Source organism: Streptomyces sp. NRRL S-920 (assembly GCF_000717945.1).
GTDB classification, from domain to species: domain Bacteria; phylum Actinomycetota; class Actinomycetes; order Streptomycetales; family Streptomycetaceae; genus Streptomyces; species Streptomyces alboniger.
The window spans coordinates 1-20,525 of the sequence record NZ_JODF01000093.1; the positions used below are offsets into that span (position 1 = coordinate 1).

The following is a 20,525-nucleotide window of genomic DNA, read 5'->3' on the forward strand; positions in this document are numbered from 1 at the left end:
CCCGCAGAGACTCCCGCCGCCCTGCGGACCGCACCCCCAGGCCCATCCCGGCCAAACCACCCCCGCACCCCACAGAGGTCTTCACCGAACGACTCCTGCTGGTCCTCAGCGGCCAGCGCCCCCTGTACTGGGTGGCGCGCCACATCGCCAACACCGCCTTCGACGACCTGGCCCGCCTGGCCGAGCGCACCCCCCTCTGCGCGGACGGCCACCGCCCGACGGTCCACCGGATCGGCCACTACCAGCCGCACCCGGAGGCCTACGAGGTCTTCGCCCGCATCGCGACGGGCCCCAGACTGCGCGCACTCGCGTTCCGCCTGGCCCTCGGCCCGGACCGCAAATGGCGCTGCACAGCAGTAGAAATGGAAAAGACCTGAGCGAAAAGGGGCCGGGAAAACTCCCGGCCCCTTCCCACTCAGGTCAACAACCCACCCAGGCCCCACACAGCACCTAGGTCACACCACGAAGCCCAGCGCGAGCAAGCCACGCCACCCCGTCACAGCGACAGCGCAACGTCACTTCTTGCGCCGCCGCCCCCCGCCCTTCTGGGCCTTGCGCCGCTCCGCGCGGGTCATGCCGTCCGCCTCGGAGCGCACTCCGGAGCCGTCCGTGGTGAAGTCGCCCTCATCCACGCCGCCCTCGGCGTTGGGCGCCTGGAAGTGCAGCCGGTCGGGCCGCTGCGGAGCCTCAAGACCCTTGGCGCGAATCTCGGGCCGCGCCTGCGCCCCGCCACCCGCACCGGCCGGGACCGCGTCCTGCACGCCGTCCTTGGTGAGCGAGGCGGCACGCGCCCCGTCCTCGACCGGAACCTCCTCGACCTGCTGCTCGACCTGGACCTCCAGGTTGAACAGGTAGCCGACGGACTCCTCCTTGATGCCGTCCATCATGGCGTTGAACATGTCGAAGCCCTCGCGCTGGTACTCGACCAGCGGGTCCTTCTGCGCCATGGCACGGAGGCCGATGCCCTCCTGGAGGTAGTCCATCTCGTAGAGGTGCTCACGCCACTTGCGGTCGAGCACCGACAGGACGACCCGGCGCTCCAGCTCACGCATGATCTCGGAGCCGAGCTGCTCCTCGCGCGCCGCGTACTGCTCGTGGATGTCGTCCTTGATGGACTCGGAGATGAACTCGGCGGTGAGGCCCGCGCGGTCGCCCGCCGTGTCCTCCAGCTCCTCGATGGTGACCTTGACGGGGTAGAGCTGCTTGAAGGCGCTCCACAGCCGGTCCAGGTCCCACTCCTCGGCGAAGCCCTCGGCGGTCTCGGCGGCGATGTACGCGTCGATGGTGTCATCCATGAAGTGCGCGATCTGCTCGTGCAGATCCTCGCCCTCCAGGACGCGGCGACGCTCTCCGTAGATGACCTCGCGCTGGCGGTTGAGGACCTCGTCGTACTTGAGCACGTTCTTACGGGTCTCGAAGTTCTGCTGCTCGACCTGCGACTGGGCGGAGGCGATCGCGCGCGTGACCATCTTGTTCTCGATCGGCACGTCGTCCGGGACGTTGGCCATCGACATCACGCGCTCGACCATCTGCGCCTTGAACAGACGCATCAGGTCGTCGCCCAGCGAGAGGTAGAACCGGGACTCGCCCGGGTCGCCCTGGCGGCCGGAACGACCGCGCAGCTGGTTGTCGATACGACGCGACTCGTGCCGCTCGGTGCCGAGGACGTAGAGCCCGCCGAGGGCCTTGACCTCCTCGAACTCCTGCTTGACGGCCCGCTCGGCCTTCTCCAGGGCGGCGGGCAGCGCCGCGGCCCACTCCTCGACGTGCTCGACGGGGTCGAGGCCGCGCTGGCGCAGCTCCGCCTCGGCGAGGTCGTCGGGGTTGCCGCCGAGCTTGATGTCCGTACCACGACCGGCCATGTTCGTGGCGACGGTGACGGCGCCCTTGCGGCCGGCCTGGGCGACGATCGTCGCCTCACGGTCGTGCTGCTTGGCGTTGAGCACCTCGTGCTGGATGCCCCGCTTGGACAGCTGCTGCGAGAGGTACTCCGACTTCTCCACGGAAGTGGTGCCGACGAGGATCGGCTGCCCCTTCTCGTGCTTCTCCGCGATGTCGTCGACGACGGCGGCGAACTTCGCGACCTCGGTGCGGTAGATCAGGTCGGACTGGTCGGCGCGGACCATCGGCCGGTTCGTCGGGATCGGCACGACGCCCAGCTTGTAGATCTGGTGGAACTCGGCGGCCTCGGTCATGGCCGTACCGGTCATGCCGGACAGGCCGCTGTCGTAGCCGTCGCGCTTGTAGAGGCGGAAGAAGTTCTGGAGGGTGATCGTGGCGAGCGTCTGGTTCTCGTCCTTGATGTCCACCCCTTCCTTCGCCTCGATCGCCTGGTGCATGCCCTCGTTGTAGCGGCGGCCGGCGAGGATACGGCCGGTGTGCTCGTCGACGATCATGACTTCGCCGTCGATGACGACGTAGTCCTTGTCCTTCTTGAAGAGTTCCTTGGCCTTGATGGCGTTGTTGAGGTAGCCCACCAGGGGCGTGTTCACCGACTCGTAGAGGTTGTCGATGCCGAGCCAGTCCTCGACCTTGCTCACGCCGGACTCATGGATGCCCACGGTCCGCTTCTTCTCGTCGACCTCGTAGTCCCCGGTCTCCTCAAGGCCCTTGAGGGGGTTGCCGGGCTCACCCTTGGTGAGGCGGGTGACGAGCTTGGCGAAGTCGCCGTACCACTTGGTGGCCTGGTCGGCGGGGCCGGAGATGATCAGCGGCGTACGGGCCTCGTCAACCAGGATCGAGTCGACCTCGTCGACGATCGCGAAGTTGTGGCCGCGCTGCACCAGCTCGTCCTGCGACCACGCCATGTTGTCGCGGAGGTAGTCGAAGCCGAATTCGTTGTTCGTGCCGTACGTGATGTCGCAGTTGTACTGCTCACGGCGCTGGGCCGGCGTCATGTTGGCCAGGATGCAGCCGACGCTCAGGCCCAGGAACTTGTGGACGCGGCCCATCATCTCGGAGTCGCGCTCGGCCAGGTAGTCGTTGACCGTGATCAGGTGGACGCCCTTGCCGGACAGGGCGTTCAGATAAGCGGGCAGGGTGCCGACGAGGGTCTTGCCCTCACCGGTCTTCATCTCGGCCACATAACCCATATGCAGCGCGGCGCCGCCCATCATCTGGACGTCGTAGTGGCGCTGGCCCAGGACGCGCTTGGCGGCCTCACGGACCGTCGCGAAGGCCTCGGGCAGGAGGTCGTCGAGCGTCTCGCCGTCGGCGTAACGCTCCTTGTACTCCTCGGTCAGCGCGCGCAGCTCGGCGTCGGAGAGGCTGACGAAGTCCTCTTCGATGGAGTTGACCTGGTCCGCGATGCGGTGCAGCTTGCGCAGGATCTTGCCTTCGCCTGCACGCATGATCTTCGAGAGGACGGACACGGGGGTTGGTCTCCTTGCCGGTCGGGCCTGGCATGGTCGGTTTTACTCGTAGGGCAACGGTCATCGTATGCGAGGACCCGGCTACGCCGGGAGGTCTGCCATGAGGTCAACGGGCGAGGGGCTCCGAAGGTGCCGGGTTGCGCCCCTGAGTGCTCCCTGCGCGGTGATCAGGAAGGGCCGGGAAAAAACCCTGGCCCCCAGGACGGCGCCCCCGCATCATCGCTTGATGGAGCCCGTGACACTCACCACCGAACGCCTGAGCCTGCGCACCTTCACACCCGAGGACATCGACGAGGTCTACGAGGCCTGCCAGGACCCCGAGATCCAGCGCTGGACCACGATCCCCTCGCCGTACGCGCGCGTGGACGCCGAGAACTTCGTCAGCCGCATGGTCCCGGACGGCTGGCGCAACGACCGCGAGTACACCTTCGCCGTACGCCCCCGGGGCGGCGGCCCCCTGATCGCGGCCACCAGCCTGCACCACCCGCGCTCGGGCGCCTGGGAGGTCGGCTACTGGACGGCCAAGGAGCACCGGGGCCGCGGCTATATGACGGAGGCCGTGCTCGGCCTCGCCCGCTGGGCCTTCACGGACCTGCGCTGCCCCCGGCTCGAATGGCGCGCGGAGATCGGCAACACCGGGTCGCGGGCGGTCGTGGAGAAGGCCGGTTTCACCGTCGAGGGCGTGCTCCGCGCGAGCCTGCTGAACAAGGGCACGCTCCGGGACGGCTGGGTGGGCGCCCTGCTCCCCTCGGACATCGCCATGCCGTCCCCGCAGCCGTACCTGCCCGCGAAAACCTGAGGCTCGGCACGCCGCCGAAACCCTCCCTGGCCGGGTGGGATATCCCACCCGCCTGTCAGTGCCTCCCCCTATCGTTTCGACCATGACGAGCCTGCCGCGCCCCGCCACCGAACTCTCCGCCGACGACGCCCGGCGCATAGCGCTGCGCGCCCAGGGCTTCCTCGGTGCCCCGGACCGCAAGTCCGGCGTGCGGGGCGTCCTGCGGCACCTCGGCGCGGTCCAGCTCGACACGATCTCGGTCCTGGCCCGTTCGCACGAACTCATTCCGTACGCGCGCCTGGGCGCCGTGGGCCGCGACACGGTCGAGGCGGCGTACTGGACCCAGACCCACGCGTTCGAGTACTGGTCGCACGCCGCGTGCATCCTGCCCGTCGAGGAATGGCCCCACTTCGCTTTCCGCCGCCGCGCCTACCGCTCCCGCCCGCACTGGCACCACGACCTGCCCGACGGCGCGTACGACCAGGTCATCAAGCAGCTGCGCGCCGAAGGCCCGCTGACCGCCACGGAATTGGGCGGCGCGAAGAACAAGGGCGAGTGGTGGGACTGGTCCGAGTCGAAGATCGCCGTAGAGCGCGCGCTGATGTACGGCGAGGTGGTGTGCACGGAGCGCCGTTCCTGGAAGCGGGTGTACGACCTGGCGGAGCGCGCGATCCCGCACACGCTGCTGCACGACGACCTGAGCGACGCGGAGTGCCTGCGCCGCCTGGTGCGCCTGGCCGGTGAGGCGCTGGGCGTCGGCACCCGCGCGGACATCGCCGACTACCACCGCCTCAAGGGCGAGCAGTTCGACGCGGTGGTCGCGGACTCGGGCCTGGTGCCGGTGACCGTCCAGGGCTGGTCCAAGCCCGCCTGGGCGGACCCGAAGGCCCTGGAGTCGGCGCCCCGCGGCCGGCATCGTACGACGCTGCTCTCGCCGTTCGACTCCCTCATCTGGGAGCGGGCGCGCACGGAGCGGATATTCGGCTTCACCCACCGCCTGGAGGCGTACGTGCCCAAGCCGAAGCGGATACACGGCTATTTCGCGATGCCCCTGCTCGCGGGCGGCAGGCTCCTCGGCCGGGTCGACCCCGCGCGCGAGGGCTCCACCCTGGTGGCCAAGCAGGTCTCCCTCGACACCCCGAAGGCGGTCGAGCCGATGGCGCAGGCGCTGGTGGAGGCGGCGTCCTGGGTCGGCTGCGAGTCCGTACGGGTGGAGCGGGTCGACCGCCCGGAGCTGACCGCACCGCTGATCGCCGCGGTCCGCCAACGGATCTGAACGGACCCGGAGGACGACGTCCGCTAGCGGATCTCGAGGATCTTCTCCCGCATCGCGTAGACCACGGCCTCCATCCTGGAATGCAGTTGCAGCTTCTCCAGGATGTTGCGCACGTGGTTCTTCACGGTGTTCTCGGAGATGAACAGCTCCTTGGCGATATCGCGGTTGTTCATCCCGGTGGCGACCAGTTTCAGCACTTCCAGCTCGCGGTCCGTCAGCCGGGGCGCGGGCACGAGTCTGCGCTCGTCGGTGCGCTGGATCATCGATTTGAACTCCGTGAGGAGCTTCGACGCCATGGAGGGGCTGATCTGCGACTGCCCGTCGGCGACCGCGCGAATCGCGGTGGCCACCTCGTCCGTGGAGATCTCCTTGAGGAGATAACCGGTGGCGCCCGCCTTGATCGCGTCGTAGAGGTCGGCCTCCTCATCGCTCATGGTCAACATGATGATCTTGGCGCTGGGTGCCACCTCCTTGATCGAGGTGCACGCCTCGATGCCGCCGCGCTTGGGCATGCGTACGTCCATGAGGACGATGTCGGGCAGCAGATCGGCGGCCTTGTCCACCGCCTCGGCGCCGTCGCCGGCCTCGCCGACGACCTGGATGTCCTCCTCGGCGGCGAGGACGATCTCCAGGCCCCGGCGGAAGAGGGCGTGGTCATCCACCACAAGGACCCTGATGGGCTCCTTGCGCGGGGCGCTCGCGTCCGTGCCGATGCCGATGCCGTCCCCGGCACCTTCGTGACGCATCGGACCGAAGCTGTCCGCCATCGTTCCTCCCCCATGAAGGCCGTGGCCTGTTGTGCCTCTGCTGCGCCAACCCGAGGCGGCAGCACGCCGGTTGGCCGGCTCGCCCATGATTTCATGCCCGGCGCCCGCGCGGTGCGCGCACTGGTCGCACGAGGGTGCCCCTGGGGGCGCACAGAGCGCTCCAGGGGCACCACCACGGCGGTCGGGGGGCGGTGTCAGCCGCCGAGAGCCCCGCCTCCGCCGCCCGTCTCGACCTGGGCGACCATCGGGTCGGTGTTGAGGCGGATGACGCCGTAGTCGTATGCGTGCCGTCGGTAGACGACGCTCGGTTCCTTGGTTTCGGAGTCGACGAACAAGTAGAAGTCGTGTCCGACCAGTTCCATCTCGTAGAGCGCCTGGTCGAGCGACATGGGTGCCGCGACGTGCGTCTTCTCGCGGACCACGAGGGGGCCTTCGCCCTGGATCTCCAGCGAGCCGATCCGCTTGACCGGCACGCCATCCGGCTCTTCGTCGCGCGCGAGGGTGCCGTCTCCGTTGAGCGTCGCGGCGTCCGGGACCCGCTCGGCGACCTCGGCGGCGGAGAGCCTGCCGTTGCCGCGCCGGTTGTGGCGCTTCTCGTGCTGCTTGCGCAGGCTGGCGTCGAGCTTGGCCGTGGCCAGGTCGAGCGCCGCATACGGATCGGCTGCCGAGGCTTCCGCTCGGATCACGGGTCCGCGTCCGCGGAGAGTGATCTCCACGCGGTCGGAACGGTCGGCCTGCCGCGGGTTGGTTTCCTTGGACACCTCGACGTCGAGGCTGATCACCTTGCCGTCGAGCCTCTGGATCTTGTCCAGCTTCAGCTTCTCGGCCACGTGCTTGCGGAACCGCTCGGGCACCTCGGTCTTGCGGCCCTTGACGACGATGTCCACGCAGAACTCCGTTCCCGGATCGCTCCGCATCGGTGGCGGAGCATCTCCCTTTTGCACCAGACCCCGGTGACTCCCGGGGCCTCGGACTCGGTGACTTCCACCTCCTCCTCCCCCGTGGGCGAGATCTCCACCCCACCGGCCCGGGTGATTGCGGAAACTCACGAATCCGCACCCACCGGCGCCGACCGGCATTCCGATATGCGAGGTGCGGCGTTCGCCATTCCTCACAACCGAACATATCTCGCCCGGGCGGATGTCGTCACCCTCTACTGCGGCATACCTCCATTCGGGTGTATCCGACCTCTCATCACCTGCAACGATGCAAGTTCTCCATCAGTTCCGGTTTATTTCAAAAGAATCGGGCGACGCCGCGACAACGGCAGCACAGATCGCGTTCTCACGGCCTAATACCGCCCTTCGCGCGACGCCCGTTCCCGGATCCCGCACGGCATGCGCTCGCGCACTACTTTCCATGTGTCGTTCACGTACCGCACGCGCGGCCTCCGCCAAAGAGGCGCCCGTGGTCATCAGGTCGTCCACGACCACGATCCGGCCGCCATCCGCGAGCAGTCGGCCGCCCCCGGCGCTCACCTCTAGGGCACCCGCCAGATTGGCCTGCCGCTGCCGCAAGTCGAGGCCCGACTGGTCGGCCACCGCGCGCCGTTGACGCAGCACCGCGAGCACGCGCGCCGGGATCCCCCTTCGCCGCAGCTCACCCGCCGCGGCGAGCGCGATCCGCCGCGCCGGGTCATGACCACGCGCCCGCACAGAGGCACGCGCCGACGGCACGGGGACGAGCGACAACGGCACCGCACGCCCCTGTGAGCCGCCGTGTGTGCCGACTACCCACGATCGCGCACCGCTATCACCCCGCCCGCCACTTTCGCCCCGCAGACCGGCACGCACGGCTTCGGCAAGCGCCACTCCCAGGGGACCGGCGAGCCCCAGGGCGCCACGCTCCTTGTGCGCGAGCAGCACGGCCCGCACGGCGTCCTCGTACGACGCCGCGGCGTGCACGACCGGCAGCCCCCACGGCTCAGGCACCGGCCGCACCCGGCGCGGCGCGGCACCGCACAGGGCCGCACGACACTCGGCGCAGAGCACCGCGCGAGGGCTCCCGCAGCCTCCGCACTCAGCCGGCAGCACCAGGTCGGTCAGGTCCCGCCACCACCCCCGCATGCCCCCACTGTGCCAAGACAGGACCCGCGCCACCAGCCCTGTGGATAACCCCCTGTGGACAACCCTCTGGGACCGCTGGACGAGGGGTAACCGGGCAGCGGAGCCACCGAGCGGCGCGAAAGGGAGACGGCCTCAGCCGGGATAGACGGCCTCACCCCGGATAGTCGACCTCAGCCCGGATAGACCGGAGCCGACCCCTCCTTCACCACGGTCTGCCACTGCGACCCCGCCGGCAGCCGCACGATCCCGTCGTCCGAATGCGCCACCAGCGGCTGCTGCTCGCTCTCGGACGCCGCGATCTCCTTGACGCCCGTAAGGCCCGGCAGCGCCGCGCGCGAGAGCACCGACCCGTCGCACTGGACGTACCGCATCTGCTGCACCCCACCGGACTCGCGCCCGACCACCACGAGGCGGCTGCCACCCGCCCACGACATGGCCGTGACCTCCTCCATCCGCGGCGCCGCCTGCGTGGGGTCGAGTACCGAGATCGCGGGCCGCTCGCCCTCGCCGCGCTCCACCCGGCCGATCCACAGCGACGTCTTGCCGTCCTTGCCCTCCACCAGCAGCGCGATGCGTACGCCGTCGGCCGACACCCGCACCGCCTCGATACGCCCGTCGAGACCGGGCACCTCGACCTGGACCGGTTCGCCCTCGCCCTTGCCGAGCCAGAGCAGCCGCGGCCGCTTCGGATCCCGGTCGGCCACCCACAGGTCGCCCCTGCCGTCCCAACTGGGCGTGGAGAGACGGTCCTCCTCCGCCGTGGCCCTGCTGCGCACCTGCGCCTTGCCGAGCGTGTCCTCCAGGACCAGCGATCCCGTGTACAGCGCCTTGCCGTCCCGCGACACCCCGGCCGCGCGCTTCTCGTCACGCGAGACCGCCGCCGAGCGCAACGGCTGGTCACCCGTGCCGAGGATGCCGTTCACCGGCGCCGGATCCGCGGTGCTCCCGGCGTTGGCCGGCATGCGGACCAGCCGGTGCTTGTCGTCGATGAAGTACTGGTAGTCGGGCCTGACCGCGCTGCGATGCGCCGCGACGCTCTCGGCGTGACTCTGGCTCAGCACACAGAGCATCGAACCGTTGGAACGCTGCAACGTCACCTGCTCGACCCCCGAAGGCGTCAAGTCCTGCAACGTGAAGAGCAGTTGCGCCGCCATCTCCCGGCACCGCGTCTGGCTGGCGTCATCGGCCTGCCTGTTCAGCTGCACGGTCAGCCGGTTCTGGTCGTCCGGCGCCAGCGACTTGCCGGGATCCTTGAGCCGCGTACCACTGCGGAACCTCGAATCCACCACCTGGTCCAGCCAGTTGGTCGGCCCCTCCAGCAGCGCCTTCACCGTCTCCGTCAGCGGCTCGATGCGCTGACGTATGTAGATGGGGTCGGCGACGAGCCCCCTCTGGCCGTTCGCACCCGTCCCCGAAGGCCCGGCGAAGTAGTACTTGTTGACGGAACGGTAGATGCGCTGGAAGTCCGACTGGCCGAGCACCACGCCCGGCGGCGGCTTGTCGATCCGCCACTCCTTCCGGCCCGGCCCTCCCACCTGGCTCAGATGCACGAACTGGCTGTAGGACGCCGCCGCGGGCCGGTACGCGTGCTGCTTGTCCACCGTCGCGACCTGCTGGCCGGTCAGGGAGAAGCGGCGGCTGCCGTCGGCGTCGTTGCCCGCGTTGCCCGCGTCCGTGTTCGGGCCGTCCGCGAGCACCGTCGTGGACCCCTCCGGATCCCAGTCCTTCGACGCCTCCTTGGTCAGATACTTGCGTGCCATCGCGAACTTCGGATCATCGCTGGTCAGCGCCTCAAGGAAGCCCTGCACGATCTCCACGGGCAGCGCGCCCTCGCGGGGCGGCATCGCGTAGACCCGGACCTGCGACTGCGAGTCGGGCCGCTGCGAGGCGTCGACCGACTCCAGGTTCCCGCTGTCGGGCATCGAGGCACAGCCGGCCAGAAGCGCCCCGCAACCGCCCAGCAGCAGCCCCTTGCGCAGCGGGCGCCCACGGCGCGCACGACGGCCCCGCCCCTCCCGGTCAGCGCCCACGAGCACTCTCCCCTTCCCTCGCCGAACCCACATCGCCCTCACCGGTCTCACCGGTCTCACCCGCAGGATCCGGAGGCGACTCCAGTGGCTGTGACTCCTGAGGCCGTGGCTCCTGAGGCTGCTCCTCGTCCGGCGACCGGCGCGACACGACCCGCGCCCCGTTCCCGGGCAACGCCGTCAGGTCCACGGCCCCGGCCTGCGCGAGCCGCCGCGGCGCTATCGGCCCCTTCGCCGGAACGGGCGGCGGCACCCTTCCGAACGCCCCGGTCGCCCCGGTCGCCCCGGAGGCCCCGGACGGCTGTGCCGGCACGGTCGCCAGCTTGTTCGAGCCGCCGAGCGGCAGGCCCGCGTCGTTCAGCCCGCGGTGGCGCCGCGAGTCATCGGGCTCCAGCGGTATCGGCGAACCCCGCAGCGGCTCGTCCGCCGTCCTCGGCAACGTAAGCCGGAACTGCGATCCGCCCCCCGGCTCACCCCACGCCTGAAGCCACCCGCCGTGCAACCGCGCGTCCTCCAGAGCGATGGAGAGCCCGAGCCCCGTACCACCGGTGGTACGCGCGCGTGCCGGATCCGCCCGCCAGAAGCGGCTGAACACCCGGGTCGCCTCGCCCGGCTTGAGCCCCACGCCGTAGTCCCGCACCGCGACCGCCACCGCGCCGCCCGCGGCGGCGAGCCGCACCACGACGTCCTTGCCCTCACCGTGCTCCACGGCGTTGACCACGAGGTTGCGCAGCACCCGCTCCACCCGCCGGGCATCCGCCTCGGCGACCACGGGCTGCTGGTCCCCGACGATCCGTATGTGCGTTCCCTTGCGCTCGGCGAGCATCTCCGCGCCCCCGACGACCCTGCGTACGACCTCACGGAGGTCTATCGGCTCCGCCTCCAGCGCGGCCGCCCCCGCATCGAACCTACTGATCTCCAGCAGATCCGCGAGCAACGACTCGAAGCGGTCCAGCTGATCGGCGAGCAACTCCGCCGAGCGCGCGGTCACCGGATCGAAGTCCACCCGCGCCTCATGAATCACATCGGCGGCCATCCGCACAGTCGTCAACGGCGTACGCAGCTCATGCGACACGTCCGACACGAACCGCCGCTGCATCCGCGACAGCTCCTCCAGCTGCTGGATCTTCAACTGGAGATTCTGCGCCATCTTGTTGAAGGCCTCACCGAGCCGCGCGATGTCGTCCTCCCCGGTCACCTTCATACGTTCCTGAAGGCGCCCGGCGGACAGCCGCTCGGCGATGCCCGCCGCCATACGCACGGGCGTGACCACCTGGCGCACCACCAGCCAGGCGATGGCCCCGAGGAGCACCACCACGAAGAGCCCGGCGGTCGCGAGAGTGGTCCTGACCAGGTTGAGGGACTCCTCCTCCTGCGTCAGGGGGAAGAGGTAATAGAGCTGGTACGGCTCACCGTTGAGGTCGTTGAGCCGCTTGCCGATCACCAGGCCCGGCTGCGCCTCACGCCCGTCGTCGTAGACGATGCGCGTATTGGCCTGGAGGACCTCCGTGCCCTTGTCGACCCGCCCGCGCAGTTCCTCCGGCACGCTCAGGATCGGCTCCACCCCGCCCGAGGCCCGCGAACCGCGCACGCTTCCCGCGTCACTCGTGGAGGTCAGCGTCACCACCGCGAACGCGTTCTGCCCGCCGCTGGACAACTGCTCGACGAGATCGGACATCCACACCGCGGCATTGCGCCCGTCGACCGTGCTGCCGTCAGGCCCCTGGCCCTGCCCCTCGCCCTGCTCGGTGCTCTGCCGCGCCGCGTTCACACTCTCCTGAGCGGCCCGGAAACCTCCGTCGGCCTGGCTCTGCGACGCCTTCACCTTGGCCTTGAGCAGGCCGTTGTTGACCGAACTCAGCACGGCGAAGCCCAGCATCAGGACCACGCCGAGCGACATCAACAGGGTCGTGACGACGACCTTCAGCTGGATGTTGCGCCGCCACAGCCTTACGGCGGGCAGCAGCGGACGGCGCACCCAGCGCACGAAGAGCCGCAGCACGGGGCTGCCCTGCACGCCGCCCTGCAACAGCAGCCCGCCATCGGCGAGCCGCCCGAACCGCGACGCGCGCCGCGCCGGTCCAGTCCGCCCCGAACGAGCCCCCGGTCCGCCGGGCGCCGAGGAGGAACTGTCCCGGGACACGTCAGCTCGGTCCGGCCTTGTAACCGACACCCCGGACGGTCACCACGATCTCCGGCCGCTCCGGGTCCCGCTCGACCTTGGAACGCAGCCGCTGGACGTGCACGTTCACCAGCCGGGTGTCCGCCGCGTGCCGATAGCCCCAGACCTGCTCGAGCAGCACCTCGCGCGTGAACACCTGCCACGGCTTGCGCGCCAGCGCCACCAGCAGATCGAACTCCAGCGGCGTCAGCGCGATCGACTGCCCGTCCCGCTTCACGGAGTGCCCCGCCACATCGATGACCAGGTCACCTATGGCGAGCTGCTCCGGCGCGGGCTCCTCCGACCTCCGCAGCCGCGCCCTGATCCGGGCCACCAGCTCCTTCGGCTTGAACGGCTTGACGATGTAGTCGTCCGCCCCCGACTCCAGACCGACCACCACATCCACGGTGTCGCTCTTGGCGGTGAGCATGACGATCGGCACTCCGGACTCCGCCCTGATCAGGCGGCACACCTCGATACCATCGCGCCCCGGCAGCATCAAGTCGAGCAGCACAAGATCCGGCTTGGCCTCCCGGAAAGCGGCCAGCGCCTTGTCGCCATCAGCTACGAACGACGGCTCAAAACCTTCACCACGCAGCACAATCCCGAGCATCTCGGCCAGTGCGGTGTCGTCGTCGACGACAAGGACTCGTCCCTTCATGCCTGACATCATCCCATTCTCGTAACAGTGACAGGGGCGCTGGTGAGTGAGGTCACTGGCCTGTGACGATAGTCGTATCAGGCCATCACTCTGCGCCGATCGGCCGCCGCGGACCTCATCTGACGGTCATCGAACCGGCCCGGTAACGGACACTGCGCGGGATCACCCATGACGCTTCGGCCGCCCGGGACCACCCGTCACACATCAGTCCGAGACGACCGCCGCCATCCCCGACAGCCCGGAAGCGCCGTGCTCGCCACGACGAGCACGGCGGGCACGGCGACCACAGCGACCCCGAAGCAAGCCTGCTTACGCCATCAACCGACAGGCACGCGATCAACCGATGGATACGCCCTCAACCGATGGTGACCTGCCGCGACCTGTCACACAGCTCGGCCAACCCCTCCGCCGTCACCGGCGACAGCACCCCCTCCTCCGTCACGATCGCCGTCACCAGTTCCGGGGGCGTCACATCGAACGCGGGGTTGTACGCCTGCGTCCCCAGCGGCGCCACCGGGATACCGCCGCCCGCCTCCATCCCGATCACCGGCACATGCGGCGCGGTGACCTCCGTCACCTCATGCCCGGCCCGCTGCTCCACCTCGATGGACGCACCGTCCGGCGTGGCCGGGTCCACGGTCGTCACCGGCGCCACCACGATGAACGGCACATGGTGATACCGCGCGAGCACCGCGAGCGGATAGCTCCCCACCTTGTTCGCCACCGACCCGTCGGCCGCGATGCGGTCGGCGCCGATCAGCACGGCATCCACCTCCCCCGCCGCGAACAACGAACCCGCCGCGTTGTCCGTGAGCAGCGTGTACGCCATACCGTTCCGCGCCGCCTCGTACGCGGTGAGCCTGGCCCCCTGCAACAGCGGCCGCGTCTCGTCCACCCACAGCCTGCGCAGGCTCCCCTCCCGATGCGCCCTGAGAGCCACCGCGAACGCCGTGCCCTCCCCGCCCGAGACCAGCGCCCCGGTATTGCAGTGCGTCAGGATCCGATGCCCACCCCCCGGCAGCAGTTCGTCGAGCAGTGCCAGACCGTGCGCCGCCATCCGGGCGCTGGCCTCGGCGTCCTCGGCATGCAGAGCCCGCGCCGCCTCCAGCGCGGCGCCCGCCGCCCGCTCGGCACCGGCCCCGCCGGCCATCGCGGTGCGGTACGCCGCCTGGGCCCGCCGCGCGCCGTACGCGAGGTTGACCGCGGTGGGCCGCGCCCCCGCAAGCGCGTCCGCCGCCTCGTCCACGTCGAACCCTCGGGCAGCGGCGAGCGCGACGCCGTACGCCCCCGCGATGCCCAGCAGCGGTGCCCCACGCACCGCGAGCGTGCGAATCGCCTCCACCAGAGCCGGTGCGTCGGTGCACACCAGCTCGATCTCCTCGCCCGGCAGCCTGGTCTGGTCGAGGAGAACCAGCACGGGGCCTTCAGGTGGGTCGTCCCAGCGGATCGCGGGGATCGCCGGGATCTCGGTCGGCCGTATGTCCTCGCTCGATTGCGCGTACTGATCAGCCATCCGCCCAGTCTGCCCCGTACCCGGCGGACAATTGAAGGTGTCCCACCTCTACGGCACCCGGTCACCCGACCGGTACCCCGTGGCACGATGGCTGGCAACCTGCCGCCGCACCCGCGGACGGGCACCGTGAAGGAGCGACGATGAACGACACTCCGGGCTGGGCTTCGCCCGGATCCGCCCCCTCCGACGGACAGGACTCCGGCAAGCCGGACGCCGCCGAGCCCGCGGACGACGGCCGGCAGAGCAGCCCGTCCAAGTGGTCCAAGGAGCAGCCGCCGCCCGCCCAGTGGTCCCCGCCCAGCGACCCGGGCCCGGGCGGGACCCCGCCCCCGCCGCCCCCGCCGCCCGGCCAGGGCGGCGGCTGGGGCTGGGGCAACCAGCCCCCTAGCGGCCCCGGCGGCCCAGCGGGCCCCGGCGGCGGCTACCCCGGCTGGGGCGCCTGGCAGGGCCCCCCGCCCGCCGCCAAACCCGGCGTCATCCCGCTCCGCCCGCTCGGCGTCGGCGAGATCCTCGACGGCGCCGTCTCCACGATGCGCGCCCACTGGCGCACGGTCCTCGGCATCTCTTTGACCGTGGCCGTGCTCACGGAAATCGTCGTCGTCCTCCTCCAGGGCCTCGTCCTGAGCGAATCCGCCGACACCGACGCCCTCGACGACCCGAGCGCGACCGTCGGCGAGCTGACCCGCGCCATGGGCGACGCCATGCTGAACTCCGGAGTGGTCCTCGTGATCACCCTGCTCGGCACGATCGTCGCCACGGCCCTGCTCACGATGGTCACCAGCCGCGCGGTGCTCGGTAAGTCGGTGACCACCGCGGAAGCCTGGCGGGACTCCCGTCCGCAGCTCGCGAAACTGTTCGGCCTGACCCTGCTCATCCCGCTCATCGCCATCGCGATCGTCGCCGTCGGCATCCTGCCCGGCGTGCTGATCGCGCTGTCCGGCCCCTCCGACGCCGGGGCCAGCCTCGCCGCACTCGGCGGCCTCGCCGCGGGCGTCGCCGCCATCTGGATCGTGGTCCGCCTCTCCCTCGCCTCCCCCGCGCTCATGCTGGAGAAGCAGGGCGTCAAGAAGTCCCTGACCCGCTCCGCCAAGCTGGTCCGCGGCTCCTGGTGGCGGGTCTTCGGCATCCAGCTGCTCGCCGCCCTCATCGCGAACGTCATCGCGTCGATCATCGTCATCCCGTTCACCTTCATCGCCGGCGCTCTCAGCGGCGAAGGCGTCAGCGGCTTCCTCAACGGCACCGGTGAGCTGGGCTGGACGTTCCTGATCGTCAGCGGCGTCGGCTCCGTGATCGGCTCCACGCTGACGTTCCCGATCACGGCCGGGGTCACCGTGCTCCTCTACATCGACCAGCGGATCCGGCGCGAGGCCCTCGACCTCGAACTCGCCCGCGCCGCCGGCACCCCCGGCCAGGGCACTACCCCGCCCGGTACCCCGGGGAGCTGATGCGGTGACGGCGGCGGGGGCACTGCTCATGGGGCTCGGAGCGGCACCCCTGCTGCCGCGCACCGGGGACGACCCACCGGTGACGATTCCGCGCGTCCCCGGCCGTGAAGCGGCCGAGCGCGAACTGTCCAAGCCGATGTACCACGAGAACGACCCGAGCCTCCTCCACCGCGCCCTGAACGCCTTCTGGAACTGGGTCGACGACCTGTTCTCCGCCGCCGCGGAAGCCACCCCTGGCGGCGGACTCGGCCTCCTCGTCATCGCCCTCGCAGTCGCGGCCCTGGGCGCCGCCCTCTGGTGGCGCCTGGGCACCCCGCACCGCACCCCAGCCTCCGCGCCGCCCCTCTTCGACGACCGCCCCCGCAGCGCCGCCGAACACCGCGCCGCCGCCGAGGCCCACGCCGCCGAGAGCCACTGGACCCGCGCCGTCCAGGAACGCATGCGCGCCATCGTCCGCGCCCTGGAGGAACGCGCACTCCTGGACCCCCGCCCCGGCCGCACCGCCGACGAAGCCGCAGCGGAAGCAGGCCGCACCCTCCCCGCCCACACCCGCCGACTCCGCTCCGCCGCCCACGAGTTCGACGACGTCACATACGGCGGTCGCACCGCCGACGAACCCGCGTACCGCCGCCTGACCGAGCTGGACCGGGATCTCGAACGCGCCAAGCCGACCCTGACCAGCACCCCCCACACCACCGCGAACAGCAGCTCCCAGGGAGCCGCCGAATGACCGGCTCCACCCGCCCGGCCGAGCCACCCCGGCCCGCCGCACCCACCACCCCGCGGCAGCCGGACACCACCCCCCTCTCGACGTCGGTCTCGCCGACGCCCCGCCAACTGTGGACCCGCTCCCGGGGCATCGCCCTCGCCGTGGTCATCCTGCTGGCAGCGGCCGTCGCCATCGCCGCCGTCCGCTCCGGCGCCCAGCACGGCCGCCTCGACCCCCGCTCCACCGACCCCTACGGCAGCCGAGCCGTCGCCGAACTCCTCGCCGACCACGGCATATCCACACGCGTGGTCACCACCACCGAAGAGGCCCGAACCGCGGCCGGCCCCGACACGACCCTCCTGGTGACCAACCCCGACCTGCTCGCCGACGCCCGGCGCACTCGCCTCCACACCGCCACCAAGAACTCCGGGGGCCGCACCGTCCTCGTCACCCCCGGCGCCCCGTCGATCAAAGCCCTCGCTCCCGGGGTCACCGCGAGCAGCACCCCCAGCGCACACTCCACCCTCTCTCCCGGCTGCTCCCTCCCAGCCGCCCGCCGAGCGGGCACCGCCGACATGGGCGGCATCCGCTACGACACCCTCGCCCCCAACGCCGAGGCCTGCTACCTCAGCGACGGCCTCCCCAGCCTCCTGCATCTCCCCGCCCCCCGCGGAAAGGGCGACACCGTCGTCCTCGGTGCCCCCGACATCCTCTACAACGACCGCCTGGACAAGCACGGCAACGCCTCACTCGCCCTCCAACTCCTCGGCACCCGCCCCCACGTGGTCTGGTACCTCCCCTCCCTCTCCGACGACCGGGCGGCCGACTCCGAACGCCGCGGCTTCTTCGACCTGATCCCCGCCGGCTGGCGTTGGGGCACACTGCAACTCGCCCTCGCCGCCGTGCTCGCCGCCCTGTGGCGCGCCCGCCGCCTCGGCCCCCTCGTCACCGAACGCCTCCCCGTGGCCATCCGCGCCTCAGAGACCGTCGAAGGCCGTGCCCGCCTGTATCGCAGAGCGAACGCCCGCGACCGCGCGGCCACCGCCCTGCGCACCGCCACCCGCACCCGCCTCGCCCCCCTCGTCGGCGTCTCCCCCGCCCAAGCGCACGCACCCGAGACCCTGATCCCCGCACTGTCCACGCGACTTCGCACCCCCGGCCAAGACCCGCTCCCCCTCCTCTTCGGGCCGCCCCCGGGCAACGACGCAGCGCTCATCGCCCTAGCCGACCAACTCGACGCCCTCGAAAGTGAGGTACGCCACTCATGATGGACCCGACCACTGACAACGGGCCCACCGGAGATCCCCGCGACCCCCGCGCTTCCCTCGAAGCCCTGCGCGCGGAGATCTCCAAGGCCGTGGTCGGCCAGGACCCCGCCGTCACCGGCCTCGTCGTCGCCCTCCTCTGCCGCGGCCACGTCCTCCTCGAAGGAGTCCCCGGGGTAGCCAAGACGCTGCTCGTCCGCGCCCTCGCCGCGAGCCTCGAACTCGACACCAAGCGCGTCCAGTTCACCCCGGACCTCATGCCGAGCGACGTCACGGGCTCTCTCGTGTACGACGCGCGCACCACGGAGTTCTCCTTCCAGCCCGGCCCGGTCTTCACGAACCTCCTCCTCGCCGACGAGATCAACCGCACCCCGCCCAAGACCCAGTCCTCGCTCCTCGAAGCGATGGAGGAACGCCAGGTCACGGTCGACGGCACGCCCCGCCCGCTCCCCGAGCCCTTCCTCGTCGCGGCCACCCAGAACCCCGTCGAGTACGAGGGCACGTACCCCCTCCCCGAAGCCCAACTGGACCGCTTCCTCCTCAAACTGACGGTCCCTCTCCCCTCCCGCCAGGACGAGATCGACGTCCTCACCCGCCATGCCGACGGCTTCAACCCACGCGACCTGCACGCCGCCGGCGTACGCCCCGTAGCGGGCACGGCCGACCTGGAGGCCGCCCGTGCCGCGGTCGCCAAGACCTCCATCTCCCCCGAGATCACCGCCTACGTGGTCGACGTGTGCCGCGCCACCCGCGAATCGCCCTCCCTCACCCTGGGCGTCTCCCCGCGAGGCGCCACGGCCCTGCTCTCGACGGCCCGCGCCTGGGCCTGGCTCACCGGCCGCGATTACGTCACCCCCGACGACGTCAAGGCCCTGGCGCTCCCCACCCTCCGCCACCGCGTGCAACTCCGCCCGGAAGCCGAGATGGAGGGCGTCACCGCGGACTCCGTCATCACCGCGATCCTCGCCCACGTACCGGTACCCCGCTGATGGCCCTCACCGGACGCGCCGCCCTCCTGGCGGCACTGGGCACCCTCCCCGTAGGCCTCTGGGATCCCAGCTGGACCGGCGTCCTCGCCGTCAACGCTCCCCTGGCCCTGGCCTGCGCCTGCGACTTCGCGCTGGCCGCCCCGGTACGCCGCCTCGGCCTGACCCGCTCCGGTGACACTTCCGTACGCCTCGGGGAAACCGCCGATGTCGAGCTGACCGTCACCAACCCCTCGGGGCGCCCCCTGCGCGCCGACCTCCGCGACGCCTGGCCACCCAGCAGCTGGCAGCCCGGCACCGAAGTGGCCGCGTCCCGCCAGAGCCTCGCGATCCCGGCCGGCGAACGCCGCCGCCTCACCACTCACCTGCGCCCCACCCGTCGCGGCGACCACCGGTCTGACCGCGTGACGATCCGCTCGTACGGCCCTCTACGCCTCTTCGCCCGCCAGGGCACCCACAGAGTCCCCTGGACCGTACGCGTCCTGCCGCCCTTCACCAGCCGGAAGCACCTCCCTTCCAAACTGGCCCGCCTACGCGAACTCGACGGCCGAACAAGCGTGCTGACGCGCGGCCAGGGCACCGAGTTCGACAGCCTCCGCGACTATGTCCCCGGTGACGACACCCGCTCCATCGACTGGCGCGCCACGGCCCGCCAGTCCACCGTCGCGATCCGCACCTGGCGCCCGGAGCGCGACCGGCACATCCTCCTGGTCCTCGACACGGGCCGTACGTCGGCCGGCCGGGTGGGCGACATCCCCCGCCTCGACGCCTCCATGGACGCCGCGCTGCTCCTCTCCACCCTCGCCTCCCGCGCCGGCGACCGCGTGGACCTTCTTGCCTACGATCGTCGAGTACGCGCCCTCGTCCAGGGCCGCTCAGCCGGCGAGGTCCTCCCCTCCCTGGTCAACGCCCTGGCCACGCTGGAGCCCGAACTCATCGAGACGGACGCCCGGGGCCTGACCTCCACGGCCCTGCGCACAGCACCTCGCGGTTCCCTGATCGTGCTGCTGACGAGCCTCGACCCGGCCGCCGTCGAAGAGGGCCTGCTTCCCGTACTTTCGCGGCTCACGAAGAGCCACAAAGTCCTGCTCGCATCGGTCGCCGACCCCCAGCTCGAAAGAATGGCGAATGCCCGCGGCACAGCAGAGGCGGTCTACGAAGCGGCAGCAGCCACCCAAGCCCAATCCGAACGACACCGCATAGCGGAGCAACTCACCCGCCGAGGCGTCACGGTAGTGGACGCCACCCCAAACAACCTGGCACCTGCTCTGGCCGACGCCTACCTCTCCCTGAAGGCAGCCGGCCGCCTTTAAGGAAAAGGAGACAAAGGGGGGCCTGGGGCCCAAACGCAAAAAAGCCTCAGGCCCCGGACAATGTCCGGGGCCTGAGGCTTTATCAAATTTAGTTCGGCGGCGTCCTACTCTCCCACAGGGTCCCCCCTGCAGTACCATCGGCGCTATGAGGCTTAGCTTCCGGGTTCGGAATGTAACCGGGCGTTTC

16 protein-coding genes and 1 rRNA gene are annotated in these 20,525 nt (G+C 70.7%); 8 read left to right on the forward strand and 9 right to left on the reverse strand.

Features of this window, described 5'->3' with window-relative positions; genetic code table 11:
* The coding region (locus IG54_RS42350) for an Rv3235 family protein (RefSeq protein WP_063756303.1) at window positions 1-377 on the forward strand (377 nt) is incomplete at its 5' end.
* A gap of 138 nt (window positions 378-515) precedes the next feature.
* Here the strand turns inward: IG54_RS42350 and secA are convergent.
* Window positions 516-3,371, reverse strand: a complete 2,856-nt coding sequence (gene secA / locus IG54_RS0135410; protein WP_030794602.1) for a preprotein translocase subunit SecA — start codon at window positions 3,369-3,371, stop codon at window positions 516-518.
* 226 nt (window positions 3,372-3,597) lie between these two features.
* On the opposite strand from secA, the gene IG54_RS0135415 reads away from it, so the two are divergent.
* A complete protein-coding gene (locus IG54_RS0135415; RefSeq protein ID WP_030794605.1) occupies window positions 3,598-4,170 on the forward strand; it encodes a GNAT family N-acetyltransferase in 573 nt (190 codons plus the stop codon).
* Window positions 4,171-4,252: 82 nt separating this feature from the next.
* Entirely contained in the window at window positions 4,253-5,425 is a 1,173-nt protein-coding gene (locus IG54_RS0135420) for a winged helix-turn-helix domain-containing protein (RefSeq protein ID WP_030794608.1), read from the forward strand.
* 23 nt (window positions 5,426-5,448) lie between these two features.
* On the opposite strand, the gene IG54_RS0135425 is transcribed toward IG54_RS0135420, so the two are convergent.
* From IG54_RS0135425 to mtnA, 7 genes are all read right to left on the reverse strand, one after another.
* Window positions 5,449-6,192, reverse strand: a complete 744-nt coding sequence (locus IG54_RS0135425; RefSeq protein WP_030794611.1) for a response regulator — start codon at window positions 6,190-6,192, stop codon at window positions 5,449-5,451.
* A 194-nt stretch (window positions 6,193-6,386) separates the two neighbouring features.
* Window positions 6,387-7,079 carry a ribosome hibernation-promoting factor, HPF/YfiA family gene (gene hpf, locus IG54_RS0135430; RefSeq protein WP_030794613.1) on the reverse strand — a complete coding sequence of 231 codons (693 nt, stop codon included), beginning with the start codon at window positions 7,077-7,079 and terminating at the stop codon, window positions 6,387-6,389.
* 333 nt (window positions 7,080-7,412) lie between these two features.
* Complete coding sequence (locus IG54_RS40975) at window positions 7,413-8,258, reverse strand: ComF family protein (RefSeq protein WP_078594912.1); 846 nt, start codon at window positions 8,256-8,258, stop codon at window positions 7,413-7,415.
* 170 nt (window positions 8,259-8,428) lie between these two features.
* Entirely contained in the window at window positions 8,429-10,288 is a 1,860-nt protein-coding gene (locus tag IG54_RS0135435; RefSeq protein ID WP_030794615.1) for an LpqB family beta-propeller domain-containing protein, read from the reverse strand.
* Window positions 10,278-12,428, reverse strand: coding sequence for an MtrAB system histidine kinase MtrB (mtrB, locus tag IG54_RS0135440; RefSeq protein ID WP_030794617.1), 2,151 nt, complete (start codon window positions 12,426-12,428; stop codon window positions 10,278-10,280). Before mtrB ends, IG54_RS0135435 begins: the two co-directional genes overlap by 11 nt.
* A gap of 1 nt (window position 12,429) precedes the next feature.
* Window positions 12,430-13,119 carry a two-component system response regulator MtrA gene (gene mtrA / locus IG54_RS0135445; RefSeq protein WP_189176211.1) on the reverse strand — a complete coding sequence of 230 codons (690 nt, stop codon included), beginning with the start codon at window positions 13,117-13,119 and terminating at the stop codon, window positions 12,430-12,432.
* Window positions 13,120-13,462: 343 nt separating this feature from the next.
* Entirely contained in the window at window positions 13,463-14,620 is a 1,158-nt protein-coding gene (gene mtnA, locus IG54_RS0135450) for an S-methyl-5-thioribose-1-phosphate isomerase (protein WP_030794621.1), read from the reverse strand.
* 140 nt (window positions 14,621-14,760) lie between these two features.
* Between mtnA and IG54_RS0135455 the strand changes: the two genes are divergently transcribed.
* The 5 genes from IG54_RS0135455 to IG54_RS0135475 are packed head-to-tail and all read left to right on the forward strand — an operon-like array spanning window position 14,761 to window position 20,338.
* Entirely contained in the window at window positions 14,761-16,065 is a 1,305-nt protein-coding gene (locus IG54_RS0135455) for a DUF7544 domain-containing protein (protein ID WP_030794623.1), read from the forward strand.
* Between the two features lie 28 nt (window positions 16,066-16,093).
* Window positions 16,094-16,795, forward strand: coding sequence for a DUF4129 domain-containing protein (locus IG54_RS0135460; protein WP_051820396.1), 702 nt, complete (start codon window positions 16,094-16,096; stop codon window positions 16,793-16,795).
* Entirely contained in the window at window positions 16,792-18,042 is a 1,251-nt protein-coding gene (locus IG54_RS0135465; protein WP_078594915.1) for a DUF4350 domain-containing protein, read from the forward strand. Before IG54_RS0135460 ends, IG54_RS0135465 begins: the two co-directional genes overlap by 4 nt.
* Window positions 18,042-19,028 (forward strand): AAA family ATPase, encoded by a 987-nt coding sequence (locus IG54_RS0135470; protein WP_030794632.1) that lies wholly within the window; start codon window positions 18,042-18,044, stop codon window positions 19,026-19,028. Before IG54_RS0135465 ends, IG54_RS0135470 begins: the two co-directional genes overlap by 1 nt.
* Complete coding sequence (locus IG54_RS0135475) at window positions 19,028-20,338, forward strand: DUF58 domain-containing protein (RefSeq protein ID WP_030794635.1); 1,311 nt, start codon at window positions 19,028-19,030, stop codon at window positions 20,336-20,338. Before IG54_RS0135470 ends, IG54_RS0135475 begins: the two co-directional genes overlap by 1 nt.
* A 91-nt stretch (window positions 20,339-20,429) precedes the next feature.
* Here the strand turns inward: IG54_RS0135475 and rrf are convergent.
* A 5S ribosomal RNA gene (gene rrf / locus IG54_RS39545) occupies window positions 20,430-20,525 on the reverse strand; the annotation flags it as partial.

Excerpts from the sequence above, each read along its gene's own strand:
- IG54_RS0135415 (WP_030794605.1), top strand. The coding sequence starts at position 3,598 with ATGGAGCCCGTGACACTCACCACCGAACGCCTGAGCCTGCGCACCTTC.
- IG54_RS0135420 (WP_030794608.1), top strand. The coding sequence starts at position 4,253 with ATGACGAGCCTGCCGCGCCCCGCCACCGAACTCTCCGCCGACGACGCC.
- IG54_RS0135425 (WP_030794611.1), bottom strand. The coding sequence starts at position 6,192 with ATGGCGGACAGCTTCGGTCCGATGCGTCACGAAGGTGCCGGGGACGGC.
- IG54_RS40975 (WP_078594912.1), bottom strand. The coding sequence starts at position 8,258 with ATGCGGGGGTGGTGGCGGGACCTGACCGACCTGGTGCTGCCGGCTGAG.
- mtrA (WP_189176211.1), bottom strand. The coding sequence starts at position 13,119 with ATGATGTCAGGCATGAAGGGACGAGTCCTTGTCGTCGACGACGACACC.
- mtnA (WP_030794621.1), bottom strand. The coding sequence starts at position 14,620 with ATGGCTGATCAGTACGCGCAATCGAGCGAGGACATACGGCCGACCGAG.
- IG54_RS0135455 (WP_030794623.1), top strand. The coding sequence starts at position 14,761 with ATGAACGACACTCCGGGCTGGGCTTCGCCCGGATCCGCCCCCTCCGAC.
- IG54_RS0135460 (WP_051820396.1), top strand. The coding sequence starts at position 16,094 with ATGGGGCTCGGAGCGGCACCCCTGCTGCCGCGCACCGGGGACGACCCA.
- IG54_RS0135465 (WP_078594915.1), top strand. The coding sequence starts at position 16,792 with ATGACCGGCTCCACCCGCCCGGCCGAGCCACCCCGGCCCGCCGCACCC.
- IG54_RS0135470 (WP_030794632.1), top strand. The coding sequence starts at position 18,042 with ATGGACCCGACCACTGACAACGGGCCCACCGGAGATCCCCGCGACCCC.
- IG54_RS0135475 (WP_030794635.1), top strand. The coding sequence starts at position 19,028 with ATGGCCCTCACCGGACGCGCCGCCCTCCTGGCGGCACTGGGCACCCTC.